Genomic DNA, 19,034 nt, shown 5'->3' on the forward strand with positions numbered 1-19,034 from the left:
ATAAAAATAATGATTTTTTTGAACCCTATAAGTAATTAAAGTTCATTTAAAATCTTTGTCAGGTTGAGCTGAGTCGAAGCCTTTTTAACCTAAACTTTAACAAAATTTGGGATTTGGATTTTAACTAATTGGTGTTTAAATGTTGTATTTTTAGCCCCACAAAAAATAGAATAATTTGATTATGAAAAAACTAGTATTAACAACCTTAATAATGATGAGTTTAAATGCTATCGGACAGAATGTTATGTCTCCAGAATTGTTATGGAAATTAGGAAGAGTGACACCTCTTGGCATTTCTAAAGATGCGAAAAATGTCGTTTTTAAAGTTTCAACGCCTTCTGTAGCCGACAATAAGTCGACTTCTAAAATCTACACGATTCCTGTAACTGGAGGAACTGCAACCGAAATTAAAGATACAAAAGACATTTTGGCTGATAAAAACATTTCGCCTGACGGAAAATTTGTAGTTTATAATGACGAAGTAAAATTGGAAAGTGTTTTAGGAAAAGATTTTTACCCAAGTCTAACAAAATCTGATGCTCAAATTTATGATGGATTAGATTACCGTCATTGGGATACTTGGAACGAAGGAAAATTTAATCACGTTTTTTATAAAGAAAACAAAGACGGAGCAAAAGGAATTGACATTTTAAAAGGGGAAACTTTCGATTCTCCACAAAAACCTTTTGGAGGTGACGAAGATTATATCTGGTCGCCAGACAGCAAAAGCATTTTTTACGTTTGCAAGAAAAAAGCAGGAACTGCTTATGCTATTTCTACCAATACAGATATTTACGAGTACAATTTAGAAACTCAAAAAACCACTAATAAAACCGAAGGTAATTTAGGTTACGATACAGCGCCACAATTTTCTCCAACAGGAAATTTAACTTGGCTGCAAATGAAACGTGACGGTTACGAGTCGGACAAAAATGATATTATTGTTGAGTTTAAAGGAATGAAACAAAACTTAACAGCAAACTGGGACGGAACTGTAGATAATTTTATCTGGAGTAAAGACGGTAGAACTGTATTTTTTGTAGCTCCTATTGATGGAACAAAACAACTATTCTCAGTTAATTTTCCTGGTTTAACTAAAATCGCAATCAATGTTCGTCAATTGACAAATGGAGATTTTGATGTAAATGATTTAATTGGTTTCTCTGGAGATGATATTATCGTTACAAGAACAGATATGAATCATGCTGGTGAAATTTATTCTTTCAATTTGAAGAAAAATACTTGGAAACAATTATCAAATGTAAATACAGATACTTATAAAACTTTAGCTTTAAGCAAAACAGAAAAACGTTACGTTACAACAACTGACGGTAAAAAAATGTTGGTTTGGGTAATTCTTCCTCCAAATTTTGATGCTTCTAAAAAATATCCAACTTTATTATTCTGCCAAGGCGGACCTCAAAGTGCATTGACGCAATCATACTCTTTCCGTTGGAATTTCTCTTTAATGGCTGCAAAAGGTTATGTAGTTGTAGCTCCAAACCGTCGTGGAATGCCAGGACACGGAGTTGAGTGGAATGAACAAATCAGTAAAGATTGGGGCGGACAAGTTATGGACGATTACCTTTCTGCAATTGATGATGTTGCAAAAGAAAGCTATGTTGACAAAAGCCGTTTAGGTTGCGTTGGTGCTAGTTACGGAGGATATTCTGTATTTTACTTAGCTGGAATTCACAAAAACCGTTTCAAAACTTTTATCGCTCATGATGGTGTTTTCAATACCGTTTCTATGTTAGGAACTACTGAGGAGGTTTTCTTTAACAACTGGGATTTTGGCGGACCTTACTGGGAAAAAGATAATGCGGTAGCACAAAAAGCATATACCACTTTCAACCCTGCAACTTTGGTTCAGAACTGGAATAAACCAATTTTAATTTTCCAAGGAGGAAAAGATTTCCGTGTGCCAATCGGACAAGGACAAGAGGCTTTCCAAGCGGCTCAATTAAGAGGAATCAAAAGTAGATTTGTGTATTTCCCAGACGAAAATCACTGGGTTTTAAAACCACAAAATGCTCAGGTTTGGCAAGGTGAATTTTTCAAATGGTTAGACGAAACTTTGTAACCTATAAAAACAATATTTTACAGCCGTAGATTTATACAATCTACGGCTGTTTTTGTTTCCACACCTTACAATTATGTAACATATTGAGTAGATTTACTTTTCTTAAAACAGATTTTTTTAGATAAATTGCAATGTTTTAATAATTCCGAATTTCCCAAATCTTTCAGCAAATATATGGAGACCAAAAAAAGTTACACCGCAATCAAAGTTTTATTCAGCTATGTTGCATTATTGGCTTTGGTTGTAACGGTGGGATGGTTTCTCTATTCTGAAAATGTTGTTTACAACAAATTGGAAGATAAGATTGCTTTAGAAAAAACCAAAATTCTTAGAGTTAGTAAATTATATTCGAATGTATATAAAACTGAAAGTTTAGCAAGACAGACAATTCAGAATAATTCGGAGAAAGATTTCAAGAACTATTTAATCGAAACCGATTCACTTCGCAAACGAATTGATACTTTAAAACAAATTGTCACCACAGAGTATCAAAAAACACTTTTGGATAGTGTTACTTATTTCTTGGCCGAAAAGACCGAAAACATTAAGCAATTAAGAGAAATCAAGAACAAAGCAGACGACGAAACTTCTGTAAATAGTGCGATTGATGAAATCACAAAAATGGAGTTTAACCTAAGAAAATTGGAACTTCAGGATTTTACCAAGAACCCAAATCAATTAGGAAGTTATCAGCGAAGTGTTTTACAGCGTTATGTCGATTATTTAAATTCGAACATTCCAGATGACAGCACCAATACGCTGAGCAAAAAAGCTTCAGATTCTATTTTAGCCAATTCTAAAAAGCTTTTGAGTTCTGTAAAACTAAAAGCCGAAAAGAAAAAAGAATCTTTAAATTTTGAAGAAAACAAACTGCTTCAAAATGAAATCGCAATTTCGGATCAGCTTAGAAAAATACTTCGCATTATTGAGCGAGAGATCATTATCAATTCGATAAAAAACAATTCATTAAAAGAAAAATCCTTAAAAAGAGTCAACGAAATTGTAACGGCTTCGGCTGTTATCGGTTTATTATTGACCGTATTTTTCTCCATTCTAATTGTCAGCGATTATTCAAAATCTCAATTGTATAAGAAACAGCTGGAAATCGCGAACTTCAAAACCAAAAATCTGCTCAAAAGCCGTGAACAATTAATTTCAACAGTAAGTCACGATTTAAAAACACCTTTGAGTACTATTGTGGGTTATTCTGAACTTTTAGGCAATTCAGATGTTAATACCAAGCAATCTTATTTCGTTAAAAACATTAAAAATTCGTCTGAGTATATTACGCAACTTGTTCAAGATTTATTAGATTTCTCTCAGATCGAAGCGGGTAAAATCTCGATAGAAAAAGTTCCGTTTTCATTACCCGAAATTATTGAAGATGTTGCCCGAAACATTCAAACCGTTTACAAACAAAAAGACATTGATCTTATTATAAATGTAGACGATCAGTTTCAAAAACGAATTGTTGGAGATCCTTTTCGCTTAAAGCAAATCCTGACTAACATTATTGGAAACGCTTATAAATTTACCGAACAAGGTCATATTCGAATTGCCGCTTACGCGAATGACGACCAATTTTTTACAATTTCGATTCAAGATACCGGAATTGGGATTGAAAAAGCCAATCAAAAATTGGTTTTTGAAGAATTTGCACAGGCAAATGAAGGCATTGAGAAGAAATACGGCGGAACCGGCTTGGGATTATCAATCTGTCAAAAGATTATTTCTATTTTGGGCGGAAGTCTAAGTTTAGAAAGTATTTTTGGAAAAGGAAGCACCTTTATTATTCAGCTACCGTTATTATTTGATAGCAGTCAAGAAAATATTGCTTTAAATGAAATCAGAAATAAACCGTCAAAAAACACCAAAAAACAAACTTTTATTGTTGTTGATGACGACATCAATCTGTTGAATTTAACGAGCGGCGTTTTAAAACAAGAACAGCATCAGGTGTTTTCGTTTACTAATCCTGCGAAAGCTTTAGAAACCATAAAAAGTACACCTTTCGATTTTATTATTACCGATATTCAGATGCCGGAAATTGATGGGTTTCAATTTTTAGAGAAACTTCGTGAATTTCCAGAAACTGTCTTTAAAAATCAGCCTGTAATTGCACTTACTGGAAGAACAGACCTTGATCTTTCTGTATATAAAAATGCTGGTTTTACTACGGTTATAAAGAAACCTTATTCTCCTAAAATTTTACTGGAAACTATTCAGCATATTTTAGATCATGAAGAAGTTCCTGTGGCTGAAAATTCGGAAAACACAAATAAAAACACTTCTCAAATCTATTCTTTAGAAACTTTGAAAGACTTTTTGGGACAAGATGAGTCGGCCTTAAAAGAAGTTTTAAAATCTTTTATAGATACTACTATAGAAAATATCGAGCTTTTAAAAATTGCGGTTCAAGAGCAAAATCATGATGAAATAAAATCTATTGCGCATCGAATTGCTCCAATGTTCAAACAAATCCAATCGAACGAAATTGGCGAACTTTTAAAGGATCTGGAAAAAGAAGATTTAAACACAATTGATCTAAAAGCTACATTTTCGGATTTAGAAGAAAAAATAAAAATTCTTTTTACAGAATTGAAACAAGAAATTTAAAATGCTACTTTTTAGAAAAGTACTTTTTTATTCAATATTATATTGCTTCAATTTATTGTAAAGTGTTTTTCTGGTAATTTTAAGCAGTTTTGCCGCTTCAGATTTATTATTCTGTGTTTTTGATAACGCATGAATAATGGTTTCTTTTTCATTTTCAGACAATGAAAAAACTTCGTTTGAAGCATGCTGTTTTTGAATTTGGAAAAATTCTGCCGGCAGCACATCACTTTCTATAAAATCTCCACGAGTTAAAAGAGTAGCACGTTTTACACAATTTTGCAATTCACGTAAATTTCCAGGCCAGTTGTAATTTTGAAAAATAGAAACTACTTCTGGAGAAAATCCTATGACATCTTTATCTAATTGTTGATTGGCTTTTTCTAAGAAATAATCGGCAAAAACCATTAAATCTTCACCGCGATCTTTTAAAGAAGGAGACTGAATCGAAAACTCATTGATTCTATGGTATAAATCCTCTCTAAAATCGCCGTTTTTTACTGCCTCACGCAAATCTTCGTTGGTAGCTGTAATAATGCGTATATCGACGTTTATTTCTTTATTGCTTCCAACAGGTTTAATTTTTCTTTCTTGAAGCGCTCTTAACAATTGTATTTGATTTTCGTAAGAAAGATTTCCAATTTCGTCCAAAAATAAAGTTCCGCCATTAGCCGCTTCAAAATATCCTTTTTTATCGTTGATTGCTCCAGTAAAAGATCCTTTTAAGTGACCAAAAAATTCACTCGCCGCCAATTCTTTAGGAATTGCTCCGCAATCTACTGCAATAAAATTATTGTCTTTTCTTCTACTCTGCTGATGAATGCTTTTGGCTATAATTTCTTTTCCCGTACCACTTTCGCCAATAATTAAAACAGACATATCAGTTGGACTTACCAATTGAATATGATCTAAAAGTTTTTTTGAAGCAACAGAAATTCCTTTTACAAATTCGTTCTCAGCTGTTGCTGTCTTTTTAACTGTTTTTTTCTTTTTTTCTGGAGTTTCCGATTGTTCTTCGACTTCGGCTTTTGGAGCCTGCAGCGCATTGGTGATAACCAGAAGAACCTCGTCTGGATTAAAGGGTTTAGAGATATAATCTGCAGCTCCATTTTTAATGGCTTTAACAGCAGTATTTACATCAGAGTATCCAGTCATTAAAATAACCGGAATATGCGGATGCGAATTTTTAAATTCAGACATAAGTCCGATACCATCAGAATCAGGTAAACGAAGATCTGTCAAAATCAAATCAAAAGATTCGTTTTTAACCGCTTCACGTGCTTCTGCTGCAGAGAAAGCTATCGTTACATCGTACGCTTTTTTGATTAGAAATTTTTCTAATAATTTACAAAACGCAATATCATCTTCTATTACTAATATCTTCGGCATCTGCTTTTAGGGACTTTTTGCTAAAATAATATTATTAAACTTGTTATTTCATAAAATTATGTAAAATATGTAAAAAAAAAAGAGATTGCACGACGCAATCTCTTTTTCACCAAAAACATAAATCTAAATTCACCTAATTTATATCTTCAACCAGTTACCATTGACATCTGAGTATACAGTAGCCTTTTGGTCTCCAACTGATATTTCGAGTTTATACTCTTTTTTTTCGTTTACAAATGCTTTGTCCAGTTTTGCTCCCGGATAAGCAGTCTGCAAGGCTGTTTTTACAGCTGCAGGTACAGCATCTGCAGTAACTTCTGTGTATTCTGTTTGAATAGCTACAGTTGCATTAGTGTTTTGTGAAACAGGCAATACATTTGCATGAATTGACATGGCTCCTAAAGCAACTACTGCCGATAAGATTAACTTTTTCATAATGCTGATTTTAATTATTTCTTGATGATGTTACCAGAAGCATCTGTAAAAATAGTATACTTCTTGTCTCCACTTGAAATTTCAAGTTTATACTCGTTTTTATCGTTTTTATAAGCTTTTTCTAGCTTAGTGTTTGGAAACGATTTTTCAACTGTAGACTTCACAGCTGCCGGTATTTGGTCTGCTGCTACTTCAGTAAATGCATCTTGAAAAATTGCTGATTGAGTAATTGAGATTGCTGGAAGAACTGCAGCATTTACTGAAAGACTTCCCAAAACAATCGCTGCTGATAAAACTAACTTTTTCATAATATTGTGGTTTTAAATTATTTTTTAAGAATGTTACCAGAAGCATCTGTATAAACGATCGATTTTTCGCCTCGAACGGTTATCTCAATTTTGTACTCCTTTTTATCATTTACCCATGCTTTTTCAAGCACTACACCAGGATAAGCTTCATCTAAGCCTTTCTTCACAGCTGCGGGAACTCCGTCTACTTCTTTATATCCATCCTGATCATTAACTGTCTGTACCATTGGGTTAGTTACAGCAGTGGTTTCTGCATGCATCGACAAACTGCCTAAGACAATTGCTGCCGATAAGATTAACTTTTTCATAGTTATAGTTTAAGGGTTAGACTTAATTATTTTTTAATCCAAGTTCCGTCTGCGTTAGCAAAAAGATTACCTGTTTTATCTCCAACAGTTACTTCAAGCTTGTATTCAGATTTTGTGTTTTTAAATGCTTTAGAAAGCACAGCATCTGGATATGCTTTTTTCAAAGCATCTGTTACAGCTGTTGGAAGCTCTTCCAATTTAATTTCTGTATAATCATCTTGGATAGAGATTGTTTTTACGATTGTATTTGAAATTGGAGAAGTTGAAGCAAATGATGTTAAACCTCCCAAAACGATTGCGGCTGATAAAAATAAATTTTTCATGATAGCTCTTTTTTAATATAGTTAATTTGATCTTCGTATTCTTGATCCGAATTTTCACAAAATCTAAGATTTAGATTATTGTTTGATCCAAGTTCCGTCTGCATTTGCGAAAAGATTTCCAACTTTGTCGCCAACCGTTACATCAAGTTTATACTGAGCTTTTTCGTTTTTATATGCTTTAGTAATCACTGCTTCTGGATATGCTTTTTTCAAAGATTCTGTAATAGCAGCAGGTAATTCTTCTAATTTGATTTCAGTGTATTCGTCTTCGATAGAAATCGTTTTTACAATAGTATTTGTTACTTGTGTAGTTGAAGCGAATGAAGTTAAACTTCCTAAAACAATTGCGGCTGATAAAAATAAATTTTTCATAACGTATATATTTTAATTAATAGTTGTTTACGCTTTAAGTAATGAAATTATTATGCCGTAAAAGAAAAGAGCTATGCCAAAGACCATAAAATCCTGTTTTTAAAGACTTTACATCAAATATACCAAAAAAAGAAATACCGTGAAAGGTGTGTAAAAGAGAAAATAAGTGTGTAATAAGTAAACACTTAAAGTGTAACCTTTAAAAAAATTTCAATAAATCAAATTCCAAATCACAAAGCTTACAGTGAAGTTTTAAGCTCCTACTTTAAAGTTTAGATTTCCAATATTGGAATTTAAATATTGCAACTAATAAAGGTTTATAAAAGAAAAAGGCTTCCAAATTTGGAAGCCTTTATAATTATTCTGGACTATTCATTTTAAATGTATCCATAAATGCAGTTGTATAATCTCCTGCAATATATTTTGGATCATCCATTAATTGTCTGTGGAAAGGGATTGTAGTTTTCACACCTTCGATTACGAATTCATCCAAAGCTCTACGCATTTTGCTGATAGCTTCTTCACGAGATTGTGCAGTTGTAATTAACTTAGCAATCATAGAGTCGTAGTTTGGCGGAATACTATATCCAGAGTAAACGTGAGTATCTAAACGAACTCCGTGTCCTCCTGGCATATGAAGCGTAGTAATTTTTCCTGGTGAAGGGCGAAAATCGTTATAAGGATCTTCAGCATTAATACGAACTTCAATAGCGTGTAATTGTGGAAGATAGTTTTTTCCTGAAATTGGAATTCCAGCAGCAACCATAATCTGCTCACGGATCAAATCGTAATCGATAACTTGTTCTGTGATCGGGTGCTCTACCTGAATACGAGTATTCATTTCCATGAAGTAGAAGTTTCTGTGTTTATCAACCAAAAATTCTACAGTTCCAGCTCCTTCATATTTAATGAATTCAGCAGCCTTTACAGCAGCCTCTCCCATTTTTGCACGAAGTTCGTCTGTCATGAAAGGTGAAGGCGTTTCTTCCGTCAATTTTTGGTGACGACGTTGAACAGAACAATCTCTTTCAGAAAGGTGACATGCTTTTCCGTAAGAATCTCCAACAACTTGAATTTCGATATGACGTGGCTCTTCAATAAGTTTCTCCATGTACATTCCGTCATTTCCAAATGCTGCAGCAGCTTCTTGACGCGCACTTTCCCAAGCTTTTTGAAGCTCTTCTTCTTTCCAGATAGCACGCATACCTTTTCCACCACCACCAGCAGTAGCTTTCATCATAACTGGATAACCAATTTCTTTAGCTATTTTTTGTGCATGTTCGTAAGATTCTAATAATCCGTCTGAACCTGGCACACAAGGAACTCCTGCAGCTTTCATTGTAGCTTTAGCAGAAGCTTTATCTCCCATACGGTCGATCATTTCTGGAGCAGCACCGATAAACTTAATTCCGTGCTCTTGACAGATTTTAGAGAATTTAGCATTCTCAGAAAGAAATCCATAACCTGGATGTATTGCGTCTGCATTTGTAATTTCTGCAGCTGCAATAATATTTGACATTTTCAAATACGATAAGTTACTCGGAGGAGGACCTATACAAACCGCTTCGTCGGCAAATTTAACATGCAAACTTTCTGCATCGGCTGTAGAGTAAACTGCAACAGTTTTGATTCCCATTTCCTTACATGTACGAATTACACGTAGTGCAATTTCTCCTCTATTCGCAATTAATATTTTTTTAAACATCTTATTTTAATTAGATAATTAGACAATTTGATAATTAGATAATTTTAGATGATTAACAAAACTTTTTTCGAACCATTCTAAAATCTAAAATCTAAAATCTAAATTTATTTATGATGGATCTACTAAGAATAAAGGTTGATCAAATTCTACTGGAGACATATCGTCTACAAGAATTTTTACAATTTTACCAGAAACTTCAGATTCGATTTCGTTGAATAATTTCATTGCTTCAATTACGCAAAGAACATCACCTTTAGATACAGTGCTTCCAACTTCAGTGAAAACTGGTTTATCTGGAGATGGTTTTCTATAGAATGTTCCAATGATTGGAGATTTTATAGTAATATATTTAGAATCGTTAGCAGCTGGTGCTTCTGGAGTTACACTTACAACTGTTGGAGCTGTAACTTGTGGAACTGCCGCTTGAGGTAAAGCTGCCTGAGCAGGTAATTGCTGTACGTAAGTTGCTTCAGTTACATTTGTTTCTAAAGTTGTTCTGATCGTGATTTTTACATCATCCATTTCTAACTTCACTTCTGCAACGCCCGAATTTGCAACAAATTTGATTAGGTTTTGAATTTCTTTTAAATCCATAATGATTCGTTTTTAGTTTTAATTTATTTTTTATCGTAAGCCCATTTCAAATAGATAGATCCCCAAGTGAATCCACCACCAAAAGCGGCAAAGATAATATTATCTCCTTTTTTAAGCTTATCTTCAAAATCAGCTAATACTAATGGTAAAGTTCCAGAAGTAGTATTACCATATCTTTCGATATTTACCAGCACTTTAGACTCGTCTAATTCTAGTCTTCCTGCAGTAGCATCGATAATACGTTTGTTAGCTTGGTGTGGCACTAACCAGTCAACATCTTGATTTGTCAAATTATTTCTTTGTAAAATCAATTCGCTGGCATCTGCCATATTGGTTACAGCATATTTGAAAACAGTTTTACCGTCTTGCATAATATTGTGCTGTCTGTTTTTAATAGTTTCTTCTGAAGGCGGAATCAAAGAACCTCCTGCTGGAATTTTAAGAAAATCACGTCCTACACCATCACTTCTTAAATACTCATCCTGCAATCCTAAACCTTCATAATTTGGTTCGAAAAGAACTGCACCAGCTCCATCTCCAAAAATAATACAAGTTGCTCTATCAGTATAATCTACAATAGATGACATTTTATCGGCACCAATTAAAAGTACTTTTTTGTAACGTCCTGACTGAACATACGCTGCAGCCGTTGACATTCCGTATAAGAAACTTGAACACGCAGCCTGCAAATCGTATGAAAATGCATTTGTTGCTCCAATTTCTGTAGCAACATAAACTCCCGTAGAAGCCACCATCATATCTGGCGTTGCAGTTGCCATTATAATCATATCAATCTCAAGCGGATCAATATTTGCTTTTGCAATCAAATCCTTTGCTGCTTGTATCGCAAGGTACGATGTACCTTTATCAGCATCTTTAAGAATTCTTCTTTCTTTAATTCCTGTTCGAGCGGTAATCCACTCATCATTGGTATCAACCATTGTTTCTAATACTTGGTTCGAAAGAACGAAGTCAGGAACATAAGCTCCAACAGCGGTAATTGCGGCTGTGATTGTATTCATTATATTCTATTATTTTCCTTTCAAATTATTGATAATTTGAAAAATTTTTAAAAGACTTGAAAATTACAAAAAAAAACGTCACGAATTTGTCTATATTTTCCTAAAAATCGAAAATTATAACCAACAAAAAAAACTCTCACTATGTGAGAGTTCTAGTATAATTTACAAAAACGTATTAAGCAACCGCTTCAGATTTATCGATAACAACTTGCCCTCTGTAGTACATTTTACCTTCATGCCAGTAAGCTCTGTGGTATAAATGCGCCTCACCTGTAATAGGACATGTAGCGATTTGAGCTACAGTAGCTTTGTAATGTGTTCTTCTCTTATCTCTTCTTGTTTTCGAGGTCTTTCTCTTAGGATGTGCCATTTTACTATATTATTTATCCGTTAATAGTTTCTTTAATTTTTCCCAACGCGGGTCAATATCTTCTTCTTTGTTACTCTCTTCCTTTTGTTCTTTTACACTTAATTCATTCAGTTTTGTCAAAGCTTCTGTTTGTAGACTTCCATCTTTAACACCTGGATGAATTCTCTTCTGCGGAACAGAAAGCGCGATCATTTCATAAATATATTGTGCAATATCTACTTCATGTTCACCATGTGGTAAAATCAACAACTCTTCATTATCATCATTAAATTCTTCTCCAAAGCGAACAATTAATTTCATTTTTCCTTTTATAGGTAAATCAAAATCTTCGCCTGTCAGATCACAAGGCACGTTTACCGTTCCTTTGTGTTTGAATTCTAACTCTAACATATTACTTTTCTTATCGAAAAGTAAATTGACTTTAACATCTGAACTTTGAAACTCGTCGTACTCAAAGTTCTTAAAGAACGTGTTATTTATTTGATACTCAAAATGGTGTTTTCCTAGTTTTAATCCTACGAAAGGAATTAAAAATTCTTTTGTTTTGCTCATTTCAACATCAATTTGATCAATCCGATTCTAAAACTAGATATCCGAATTGGGGTGCAAAGATATAAAATTATTATAAAACTAATAATCTTATTCACCTTTTTTTGTTTATAACTGTTTTTCTTTTATTTTAAGAGGTTTTTGGCTAATCTCCTCATACTGATTACGCGAGCGAAAAATATCAATTGCAAGATAGACTGCTTCTTTAAATGAATTGTAATCTGCCATGTCTTTTCCTGCTATATCATAAGCTGTGCCATGGTCTGGAGAAGTTCTAACCTTATTTAAACCTGCTGTATAATTAACTCCTTTTCCAAAAGACAAGGTTTTAAACGGAATTAATCCCTGATCATGATACATAGCCACAACAGCATCATATTTTTCATAATGACCGCTACCAAAGAAGCCATCTGCTGGAAATGGACCAAAAGCCATTGTCCCAGAATCAAATATTTTCTTCAAAACTGGTTTTAAAACCAAATCATCTTCTTTTCCAATCACACCACCATCACCAGCATGCGGATTCAATCCTAAAACTGCAATTTTTGGCTTCACTATACTAAAATCCTGAACTAAAGACTTTCTAATAGTTTCGATTTTTTTAGTAATTAATTCTTCCGTTAAATGAGAAGCGACTTCGTTTAACGGCACATGATCTGTAATTAAACCTACTCGTAAATTATCTTGAACCATCATCATAAGCGCATCGCCTTCTAATTCCTGATTCAAATAATCGGTGTGGCCTGGAAATTTAAAATCTTCAGACTGTATATTATATTTATTAATAGGAGCTGTAACCAGAACATCTATTTCGCCATCTTTCAAAGCTTTTGTTGCCGCCACAAAAGATTTTATTGCATACTCGCCTATTTTAGGATCATTTACTCCAAAATTTATATCAACCCCTTCTCTCCAAAGATTCAGAACATTCACTTTACCCGGAATGATTTGATCTAATTTATCAACTCCATGAAATTGAATTGTCGATGTAAAACTTTTTCTAACAAAAGATAGAATTTTAGCATTTGCAAAAATAACCGGCGTACACAATTCCAACATACGAGAATCTTCGAATGTTTTCAGTATAACTTCGCTTCCAATACCGTTTAAATCTCCAACTGAAATTCCAACAATTATATTTTCTGCTTTTTTATTCATGAGCTCAGTTTATTTATTACTAATTTTGATGTGCAAATTTAGTAAAATAAAACCACAATGTTCACAGGAATTATAGAAACACTCGGCAAGGTTCACGAAATCAGAAAAGATCAAAACAATCTTCACATAACAGTTGACTCATCCATAACACACGAATTAAAAATAGACCAAAGTGTTTCGCACAACGGAATATGCCTTACAGTTGTAGCCATTAAAGACTCTCTTTATACCGTAACTGCAATTGACGAAACAATTTTAAAAACCAATATCGGCGATTGGAAAACTGGCGATATTGTAAATCTTGAAAGAGGAATGAAACTTGGCGACCGCTTAGACGGTCATATCGTACAAGGACATGTTGACCAAACTGGAACCTGCATAAAAATCGAAGAAGCAAACGGAAGTTGGAATTATACTTTTGAATACGATAAGAATCAAAACAACATCACAATCGAAAAAGGTTCAATAACAGTAAATGGAGTTAGTCTTACAGTTGTTAATTCTAAGACGAATGAATTTAGCGTTTCAATTATTCCGTATACTTACGAACACACTAATTTTAAAGATTTCAAAGTTGGAACAAAAATCAACCTTGAGTTTGATGTAGTAGGAAAATATATTTCCAGACTTTATTCGATAAACAAATAACATTCTAGATTTTCCATAAAAAAAGCTTCAATGTTAAATTGAAGCTTTTTTTGTTTGATTTTTATATATTGCTATTGCTCCTAAAGCTACACCGCTGGCAAGGAGAAAACTGATATTTTGATTTATTGGGAAATCCGGCGGCTGTGCTCCACAAGGAGGTTCATCACAACCAGGATCCTCTTCCATTTCACCTGAACCCGGATCAGGCAAATCCTGTGCCGTAGCTACCGAAACATTTAACAACAACAAGGCAATTACTAAAAATGGGGCTTTTAGATTTTTCATAAATTCAAGCTATTGCAAAGAGCAAGTCTAGATAATTATTGACAAATATTCTTCAATAGAAATTTCTTACGAATGCTTTTCTATCTCCAAAATCTGAGACAAAAGTATAAGTTTTTTGCAGAAAAGCAACTTTTAAAACAAAAAAGGGAAAAACAAATTTTAACATTTTTTCCTCAAAACTCTCCCAACCCTTTTCTGGAAACATTCTAGAAAAGAAAATCCTCTTTCTGCCACTATTTACAAGACAAACAAGCTTATAAGAATTTCCTGATTTAGAAAAAAAATCATTTTCATCTTATCTGCAAAAAAAATCTATACTGAAAATTTACATCAAAAAAAGAGCTTGAATTCAATTCTAATTATATTTAAGAGAATGTTCATGAATTAATATATTTGTAAAATTTAATTCCATTAATTAAGAAAATTCAAAACCACAAATCCAGATCCATTTCAACCTCAAAAGAATCAAATGAAAAACAAATATACAGTCGGAAGTTTATATGCAGGTGTAGGCGGAATTTGTTTAGGATTTGAAAATGCCGGATTTAAACTAGAATGGGCTAATGAATTTGACAAAAAAGCTTGCATCACTTATAGGAACAATTTTGAACACACTCTTATTGAAGGCGATGTAATGCAACTCGATGTAAAAGAGCTCAACAAAATTGACATTCTGACCGCAGGATTTCCGTGCCAACCTTTTTCTCTTGCAGGTCATCGAAAAGGCTTTAATGATAGTAGAGGAAATCATTTCTTTAAAATATTAGATTTTATTGATGAAATGAGACCAAAAGTGGTATTTCTTGAAAATGTCAAAAACCTAAAAGGACATGATAAAGGAAATACCATGAAAGTGATTCAGCGCGAAATCAAAAAACGCAATTATACTTTTGACAGCGCAATCCTGAACACCAAAAATTTTGGAAACATTCCGCACAATCGGGAACGTATTTTTATGGTTGCGTTTGACAAAGATTTCGTGAAAAAAGGTTTTAAATTCAATTTTCCAGAAAAAGAAGAATTAACCCAAAAAGTAACCGATTTAATCATAAAAGAAAAAGTCGATAAGAAATTCTACTACACTGAAGATAAATATATGTACAACATGCTAAAAGAAGCTGTTGTAAGAGAAGATAGAATTTATCAGTTCAGGAGACAATATGTGCGCGAAAACAAAAAAGAAGTGTGTCCTACCTTAACTGCCAATATGGGCACTGGCGGGCATAATGTTCCGATCATTACAACAGAATTCGGTTTTAGAAAATTAACTCCAAGAGAATGTTTCCGTTTTCAAGGTTTTCCAGACAGTTATAAATTGCCAAAAATCTCCAATTCTAGCCTCTACAAGCAGGCAGGAAATTCGGTAAGCATGCCTGTTATTGAAAGACTTGCTTCAGAAATATTCAAATGCATTGAAAAAATAGAAGCCAAACAACTAAAAGCAGCAAGAGTTTAAATACTCAAAAGCATTATTGTCCCTTCAATTCTCGCGAGACAAACTTCTAGGTTTTTCTCAATATCCTTACTCCAAAACCTAAGAACGGTCCAATTTCTATCAATTAAAAAAGAGTTGACTTCTTTGTCCCGCTGTATATTTCTTTCAATTTTCGGAATCCAGTATTCTCGATTCGATTTAATTCTCAATTGCTGCGTTTCCCAATCTTTACCATGAAAAAATTCGCTGTCAACAAAAATGGCAATTTTATATTTGGCAAAAGTAAGATCGGGTCTTCCAAATATCTTTTTGTTGTTTTTTCGATACCTGTAGCCCAATTTCCATAAAGCTTTAGCAAGCCTTACTTCACCTTTTGTTGCAGTGCTTTTTATTGCCTGCATAGTTTTACTCCGCTGTTCGGGAGTTAATCTATCCATCTGAAGATTAAATTTGTTTTGGATGGATAAAGTTAAGAGATTTTAGGAAAAGTAAAGTTTAATTTTTGATACGGAAAATTTCAATTTTCACATTAAAAAAACAAAAAATGCAAGAAAAACTGGCTTGATTTGCAAAAGAAAAACGGAATAATTCCGAGAGACGAGAATTACAAACCATTTTTCCGCTTTTGATGTTCGGGAATTAAATTCAAATAACATCAGGTCAATTGCTTCTTACGTCACAAAATACGTTACCAAGAACAATGATAAATTCAAATGCCAAGTTTGGAATTGTTCAAGACAAGTTTCTGAACTCTACACTGATTTTTATACAGATTCAAGCTATGTAGATGAATTTAAAAAATTAGATGCTGTATTGAAAGAATTTGAAGTAAAAGACCACAGCAATAGAATGATTATAAATGTAAAAATGATAAACCTAAATAGACAAACATTGCCACTTTACAAAAGATTGGATGACAAAAACAAAGCAATAAATAACTAAAAAAATTACAAAACATGAAAACCAACAATCCACAATTCAAAGAACTACCTAAAAACACAAAGTTCGCAACACAGAACTCCAACAATATAGACTTCATTATACTAGAATATTATGTAGCAATTTTAATATACAATGGAAGTTCATTCGAACAGCTTTTAGAACCAGCTAACGATATTGAAGACAAAAACAACAAAGAACAAATGATAACCGAAACAACTAACATTGTCTTAGATTTCATCAAACTCAATCCCGAATTTGCTGAAATTTTAGAGCAAAATAATAAAGTTCATAAATATTAATTGAGAACATTTTATTTAAATTGACAATATTTATATCTTGACATAATTGTTTTTCAATATATTTGGAATAGTAAATATTTGTTTTCCGATTAGACAGCTTATCTTATGCAACCGAGATCTAATTTAAAAACAAAACACACCAAAACTACATGAACAACATCAGTGATTACATCCACAAATTACACGTTTCAAATATTGGCATATTTGACAACCTTGACATTGAATTCTCTCCAGATGTTAACATAATTATTGGAGCTAATGGAACAGGTAAAACTTCCATTTTAAAATGTCTAACCTACTGCCTTAGCTCAAATAATTTACAATTTACAAGATTTAGAAAAAATGCTGAATTTTGGCTTGATTACAAATTAGATGACAAGAGTACTAGAATTGGAGCAACAAATATAGTAAGTTCTGATCAGGAATACCGCCACTTTAGTCCCAGCAATTGGGGAGCTGTTCCTCATGAAGGAGTAGACACCACAATTAATTTCCACAACATTCCACCATACAACATGTTTGCTATAGGTGCGCATAGATATTTTGATTATCAAAAAATATCAGGAATGCAAAGTGAATCAAAAGGAGAATCACGAAGAGATCATTATAGACACTCAAACTCTTCTTTCTTGCAAAACCCCACATTACCTGCAATAAAGCAATGGATGATTAATCGCTATTTTATAATTGAAAAAGATTGGGCAAGAATTGAAAACGCTAATTGGAAAAGAATGATCACAATCCTACCTCAAATTGCTCCGCTTAACCAAAAATTCCAATTTGTACGAATAGAACGCGATTTAGAACCTGTATTTTCAATCAACAATAAGGAGTGCTATTTAGAAGAATTATCCGGTGGATTTAAATCCATTTTATCAATAGTTTTTTCAATAATTGATTGGTGCGAAGGAGTAAATGAAGGCGAATTTGGACTAATCGAATTTTCAAAAGGAACTGTTCTTATAGATGAAATTGACGCACATCTACACCCAGAATGGCAACAAACAATCGTAAGAAGCTTAAAAAGTATATTCCCAAAAATTCAATTTATCCTAACCACGCATTCTCCATACGTCATATCCTCTGCGTCAGAAAATGAAATAATAAAAATTCCAATTCATGAAGGCAATCTGGTTTTAAAACCATTAGAAAAATCATTTAAAGGCTGGCAAATCAATGATATCCTTACAGATTTAATGGATGTAACTTCAAATGACGAATTAGGTACCGAAATCATTTTATCAGAAATAGAAAAAGCCCTAGAAAACAAAAACCATGAAAATTTTGAAATAGAATTCAAAAAACTACAACAAATACTACATTCTAATGATCCAATATTAAAAGTTTATGAGATCAAAAGAAGCAAACTATTTTTATAGATTATGATAAAAGTATTAAAACAAGAAATCCCTCCTATTTTACTTACTAATCAACTTCAATGGACAAGTAATTTAATAAATTTAATTAAAGAATATAAAGGATACAAAAATATACCTGAAAAGTTAAAAAATGAAGCCGTAAACAATTATCGTCAAGAAGAGATTAAAGACGCGATTATTCTCTCAACAAAGGGTAAATGCGTATACTGCGAATCATATATAGAAGCCGCAAGCTATACTAACATCGAACATTTCCACCCTAAATCGCTCTATCCAAAATATACATTTTTATGGAGTAATTTATTTCCCGCATGCGAAAAATGCAACACCCCAAAGAACAATTGGGATACTAAATTAAATGAAATTATCCATCCTGTCTACGATAATGGAGAAGATTATTTTAGTTATTCAGAATTAAGAATTCTAATTAATCCAACCGCACCTGACAGAAAAAAAGCTAAAAACACAATTGAAGCATGTAATCTTGATCGAATAACACTTTGTCGTCAACATGGAGAGATATTACTTTCGCTATACGAGGTTGAGGAATCCATTAAGGACACTATAACCCATTATAATACTCTCGTACAACCCGCTAGCAGGGAAAGAATTTATCTAAAATTATTAGAAGCTATTGACAATCTAAAAGCTCAGACAAAATACGACTCTGCGTATGCAGGTTATTTTAGATTTCTAATACGAAAAAGTAAAGATATTAATGATGCACTTGTTATAATCAATAATCACAGAACAAGGATAGGACTCGATGGAAATTACAATTTTCAGTGGGATATATTAAGTTAATCAATTAACTCTA

At 33.0% G+C, this 19,034-nt stretch carries 21 protein-coding genes; 7 read left to right on the forward strand and 14 right to left on the reverse strand.

Features of this window, described 5'->3' with window-relative positions; genetic code table 11:
- Positions 1-181: 181 nt before the first annotated feature.
- A complete protein-coding gene (locus tag AC5ZCW_RS19600) occupies positions 182-2,083 on the forward strand; it encodes a S9 family peptidase (protein WP_496121352.1) in 1,902 nt (633 codons plus the stop codon).
- A 174-nt stretch (positions 2,084-2,257) separates the two neighbouring features.
- The gene (locus AC5ZCW_RS19605; RefSeq protein ID WP_496121354.1) at positions 2,258-4,699 is read left to right on the forward strand and encodes a hybrid sensor histidine kinase/response regulator; all 2,442 of its coding nucleotides are present in this window, start codon (positions 2,258-2,260) and stop codon (positions 4,697-4,699) included.
- 27 nt (positions 4,700-4,726) lie between these two features.
- Here AC5ZCW_RS19605 and AC5ZCW_RS19610 read toward each other — a convergent pair whose 3' ends face one another.
- The 12 genes from AC5ZCW_RS19610 to pdxA all read right to left on the reverse strand — a co-directional run bounded on the left by AC5ZCW_RS19610 (position 4,727) and on the right by pdxA (position 13,229).
- Positions 4,727-6,085 carry a sigma-54-dependent transcriptional regulator gene (locus AC5ZCW_RS19610; protein ID WP_496121356.1) on the reverse strand — a complete coding sequence of 453 codons (1,359 nt, stop codon included), beginning with the start codon at positions 6,083-6,085 and terminating at the stop codon, positions 4,727-4,729.
- A gap of 138 nt (positions 6,086-6,223) precedes the next feature.
- Positions 6,224-6,520, reverse strand: a complete 297-nt coding sequence (locus AC5ZCW_RS19615; RefSeq protein ID WP_343541131.1) for a PepSY-like domain-containing protein — start codon at positions 6,518-6,520, stop codon at positions 6,224-6,226.
- A gap of 14 nt (positions 6,521-6,534) precedes the next feature.
- A complete protein-coding gene (locus AC5ZCW_RS19620) occupies positions 6,535-6,828 on the reverse strand; it encodes a PepSY-like domain-containing protein (protein WP_343541130.1) in 294 nt (97 codons plus the stop codon).
- Between the two features lie 17 nt (positions 6,829-6,845).
- Positions 6,846-7,136, reverse strand: a complete 291-nt coding sequence (locus AC5ZCW_RS19625) for a hypothetical protein (protein WP_129746601.1) — start codon at positions 7,134-7,136, stop codon at positions 6,846-6,848.
- A gap of 26 nt (positions 7,137-7,162) precedes the next feature.
- Positions 7,163-7,459 carry a hypothetical protein gene (locus AC5ZCW_RS19630; protein ID WP_111365738.1) on the reverse strand — a complete coding sequence of 99 codons (297 nt, stop codon included), beginning with the start codon at positions 7,457-7,459 and terminating at the stop codon, positions 7,163-7,165.
- 75 nt (positions 7,460-7,534) lie between these two features.
- Positions 7,535-7,831, reverse strand: a complete 297-nt coding sequence (locus AC5ZCW_RS19635) for a hypothetical protein (RefSeq protein ID WP_281634093.1) — start codon at positions 7,829-7,831, stop codon at positions 7,535-7,537.
- Positions 7,832-8,189: 358 nt separating this feature from the next.
- On the reverse strand, positions 8,190-9,536 hold the full coding sequence (accC, locus tag AC5ZCW_RS19640) for an acetyl-CoA carboxylase biotin carboxylase subunit (protein ID WP_343541126.1): 1,347 nt from the start codon (positions 9,534-9,536) through the stop codon (positions 8,190-8,192).
- A 108-nt stretch (positions 9,537-9,644) separates the two neighbouring features.
- On the reverse strand, positions 9,645-10,130 hold the full coding sequence (accB, locus tag AC5ZCW_RS19645) for an acetyl-CoA carboxylase biotin carboxyl carrier protein (RefSeq protein WP_095928350.1): 486 nt from the start codon (positions 10,128-10,130) through the stop codon (positions 9,645-9,647).
- A 23-nt stretch (positions 10,131-10,153) separates the two neighbouring features.
- Complete coding sequence (locus AC5ZCW_RS19650) at positions 10,154-11,152, reverse strand: beta-ketoacyl-ACP synthase III (RefSeq protein ID WP_177211833.1); 999 nt, start codon at positions 11,150-11,152, stop codon at positions 10,154-10,156.
- A gap of 175 nt (positions 11,153-11,327) precedes the next feature.
- Complete coding sequence (gene rpmF, locus AC5ZCW_RS19655; protein WP_008465217.1) at positions 11,328-11,522, reverse strand: 50S ribosomal protein L32; 195 nt, start codon at positions 11,520-11,522, stop codon at positions 11,328-11,330.
- 9 nt (positions 11,523-11,531) lie between these two features.
- The gene (locus AC5ZCW_RS19660) at positions 11,532-12,074 is read right to left on the reverse strand and encodes a YceD family protein (RefSeq protein ID WP_496121361.1); all 543 of its coding nucleotides are present in this window, start codon (positions 12,072-12,074) and stop codon (positions 11,532-11,534) included.
- Between the two features lie 105 nt (positions 12,075-12,179).
- A complete protein-coding gene (pdxA, locus tag AC5ZCW_RS19665) occupies positions 12,180-13,229 on the reverse strand; it encodes a 4-hydroxythreonine-4-phosphate dehydrogenase PdxA (protein WP_496121363.1) in 1,050 nt (349 codons plus the stop codon).
- A 57-nt stretch (positions 13,230-13,286) separates the two neighbouring features.
- Between pdxA and AC5ZCW_RS19670 the strand changes: the two genes are divergently transcribed.
- Entirely contained in the window at positions 13,287-13,877 is a 591-nt protein-coding gene (locus tag AC5ZCW_RS19670) for a riboflavin synthase (RefSeq protein ID WP_281634096.1), read from the forward strand.
- Positions 13,878-13,910: 33 nt separating this feature from the next.
- On the opposite strand, the gene AC5ZCW_RS19675 is transcribed toward AC5ZCW_RS19670, so the two are convergent.
- Entirely contained in the window at positions 13,911-14,162 is a 252-nt protein-coding gene (locus tag AC5ZCW_RS19675) for a hypothetical protein (RefSeq protein WP_343541118.1), read from the reverse strand.
- Positions 14,163-14,631: 469 nt separating this feature from the next.
- Here AC5ZCW_RS19675 and dcm point away from each other — a divergent pair, with 469 nt between their 5' ends.
- Positions 14,632-15,618 carry a DNA (cytosine-5-)-methyltransferase gene (gene dcm / locus AC5ZCW_RS19680; RefSeq protein WP_281634098.1) on the forward strand — a complete coding sequence of 329 codons (987 nt, stop codon included), beginning with the start codon at positions 14,632-14,634 and terminating at the stop codon, positions 15,616-15,618.
- Here the strand turns inward: dcm and AC5ZCW_RS19685 are convergent.
- Positions 15,615-16,034 carry a very short patch repair endonuclease gene (locus tag AC5ZCW_RS19685; RefSeq protein WP_281634099.1) on the reverse strand — a complete coding sequence of 140 codons (420 nt, stop codon included), beginning with the start codon at positions 16,032-16,034 and terminating at the stop codon, positions 15,615-15,617. The two genes, dcm and AC5ZCW_RS19685, sit on opposite strands and share 4 nt — an antisense overlap.
- 519 nt (positions 16,035-16,553) lie before the next feature.
- Here AC5ZCW_RS19685 and AC5ZCW_RS19690 point away from each other — a divergent pair.
- From AC5ZCW_RS19690 to AC5ZCW_RS19700, 3 genes are all read left to right on the forward strand, one after another.
- Positions 16,554-16,838: a hypothetical protein gene (locus tag AC5ZCW_RS19690; RefSeq protein ID WP_496121366.1), complete on the forward strand. Its 285-nt coding sequence runs from the start codon at positions 16,554-16,556 to the stop codon at positions 16,836-16,838.
- 149 nt (positions 16,839-16,987) lie between these two features.
- Positions 16,988-18,217, forward strand: coding sequence for an AAA family ATPase (locus tag AC5ZCW_RS19695; RefSeq protein WP_496121368.1), 1,230 nt, complete (start codon positions 16,988-16,990; stop codon positions 18,215-18,217).
- Between the two features lie 3 nt (positions 18,218-18,220).
- A complete protein-coding gene (locus AC5ZCW_RS19700) occupies positions 18,221-19,021 on the forward strand; it encodes a retron system putative HNH endonuclease (RefSeq protein WP_496121370.1) in 801 nt (266 codons plus the stop codon).
- The last annotated feature ends 13 nt before the right edge of the window (positions 19,022-19,034 follow it).

Source organism: Flavobacterium sp. PLA-DH12 (genome assembly GCF_059511845.1).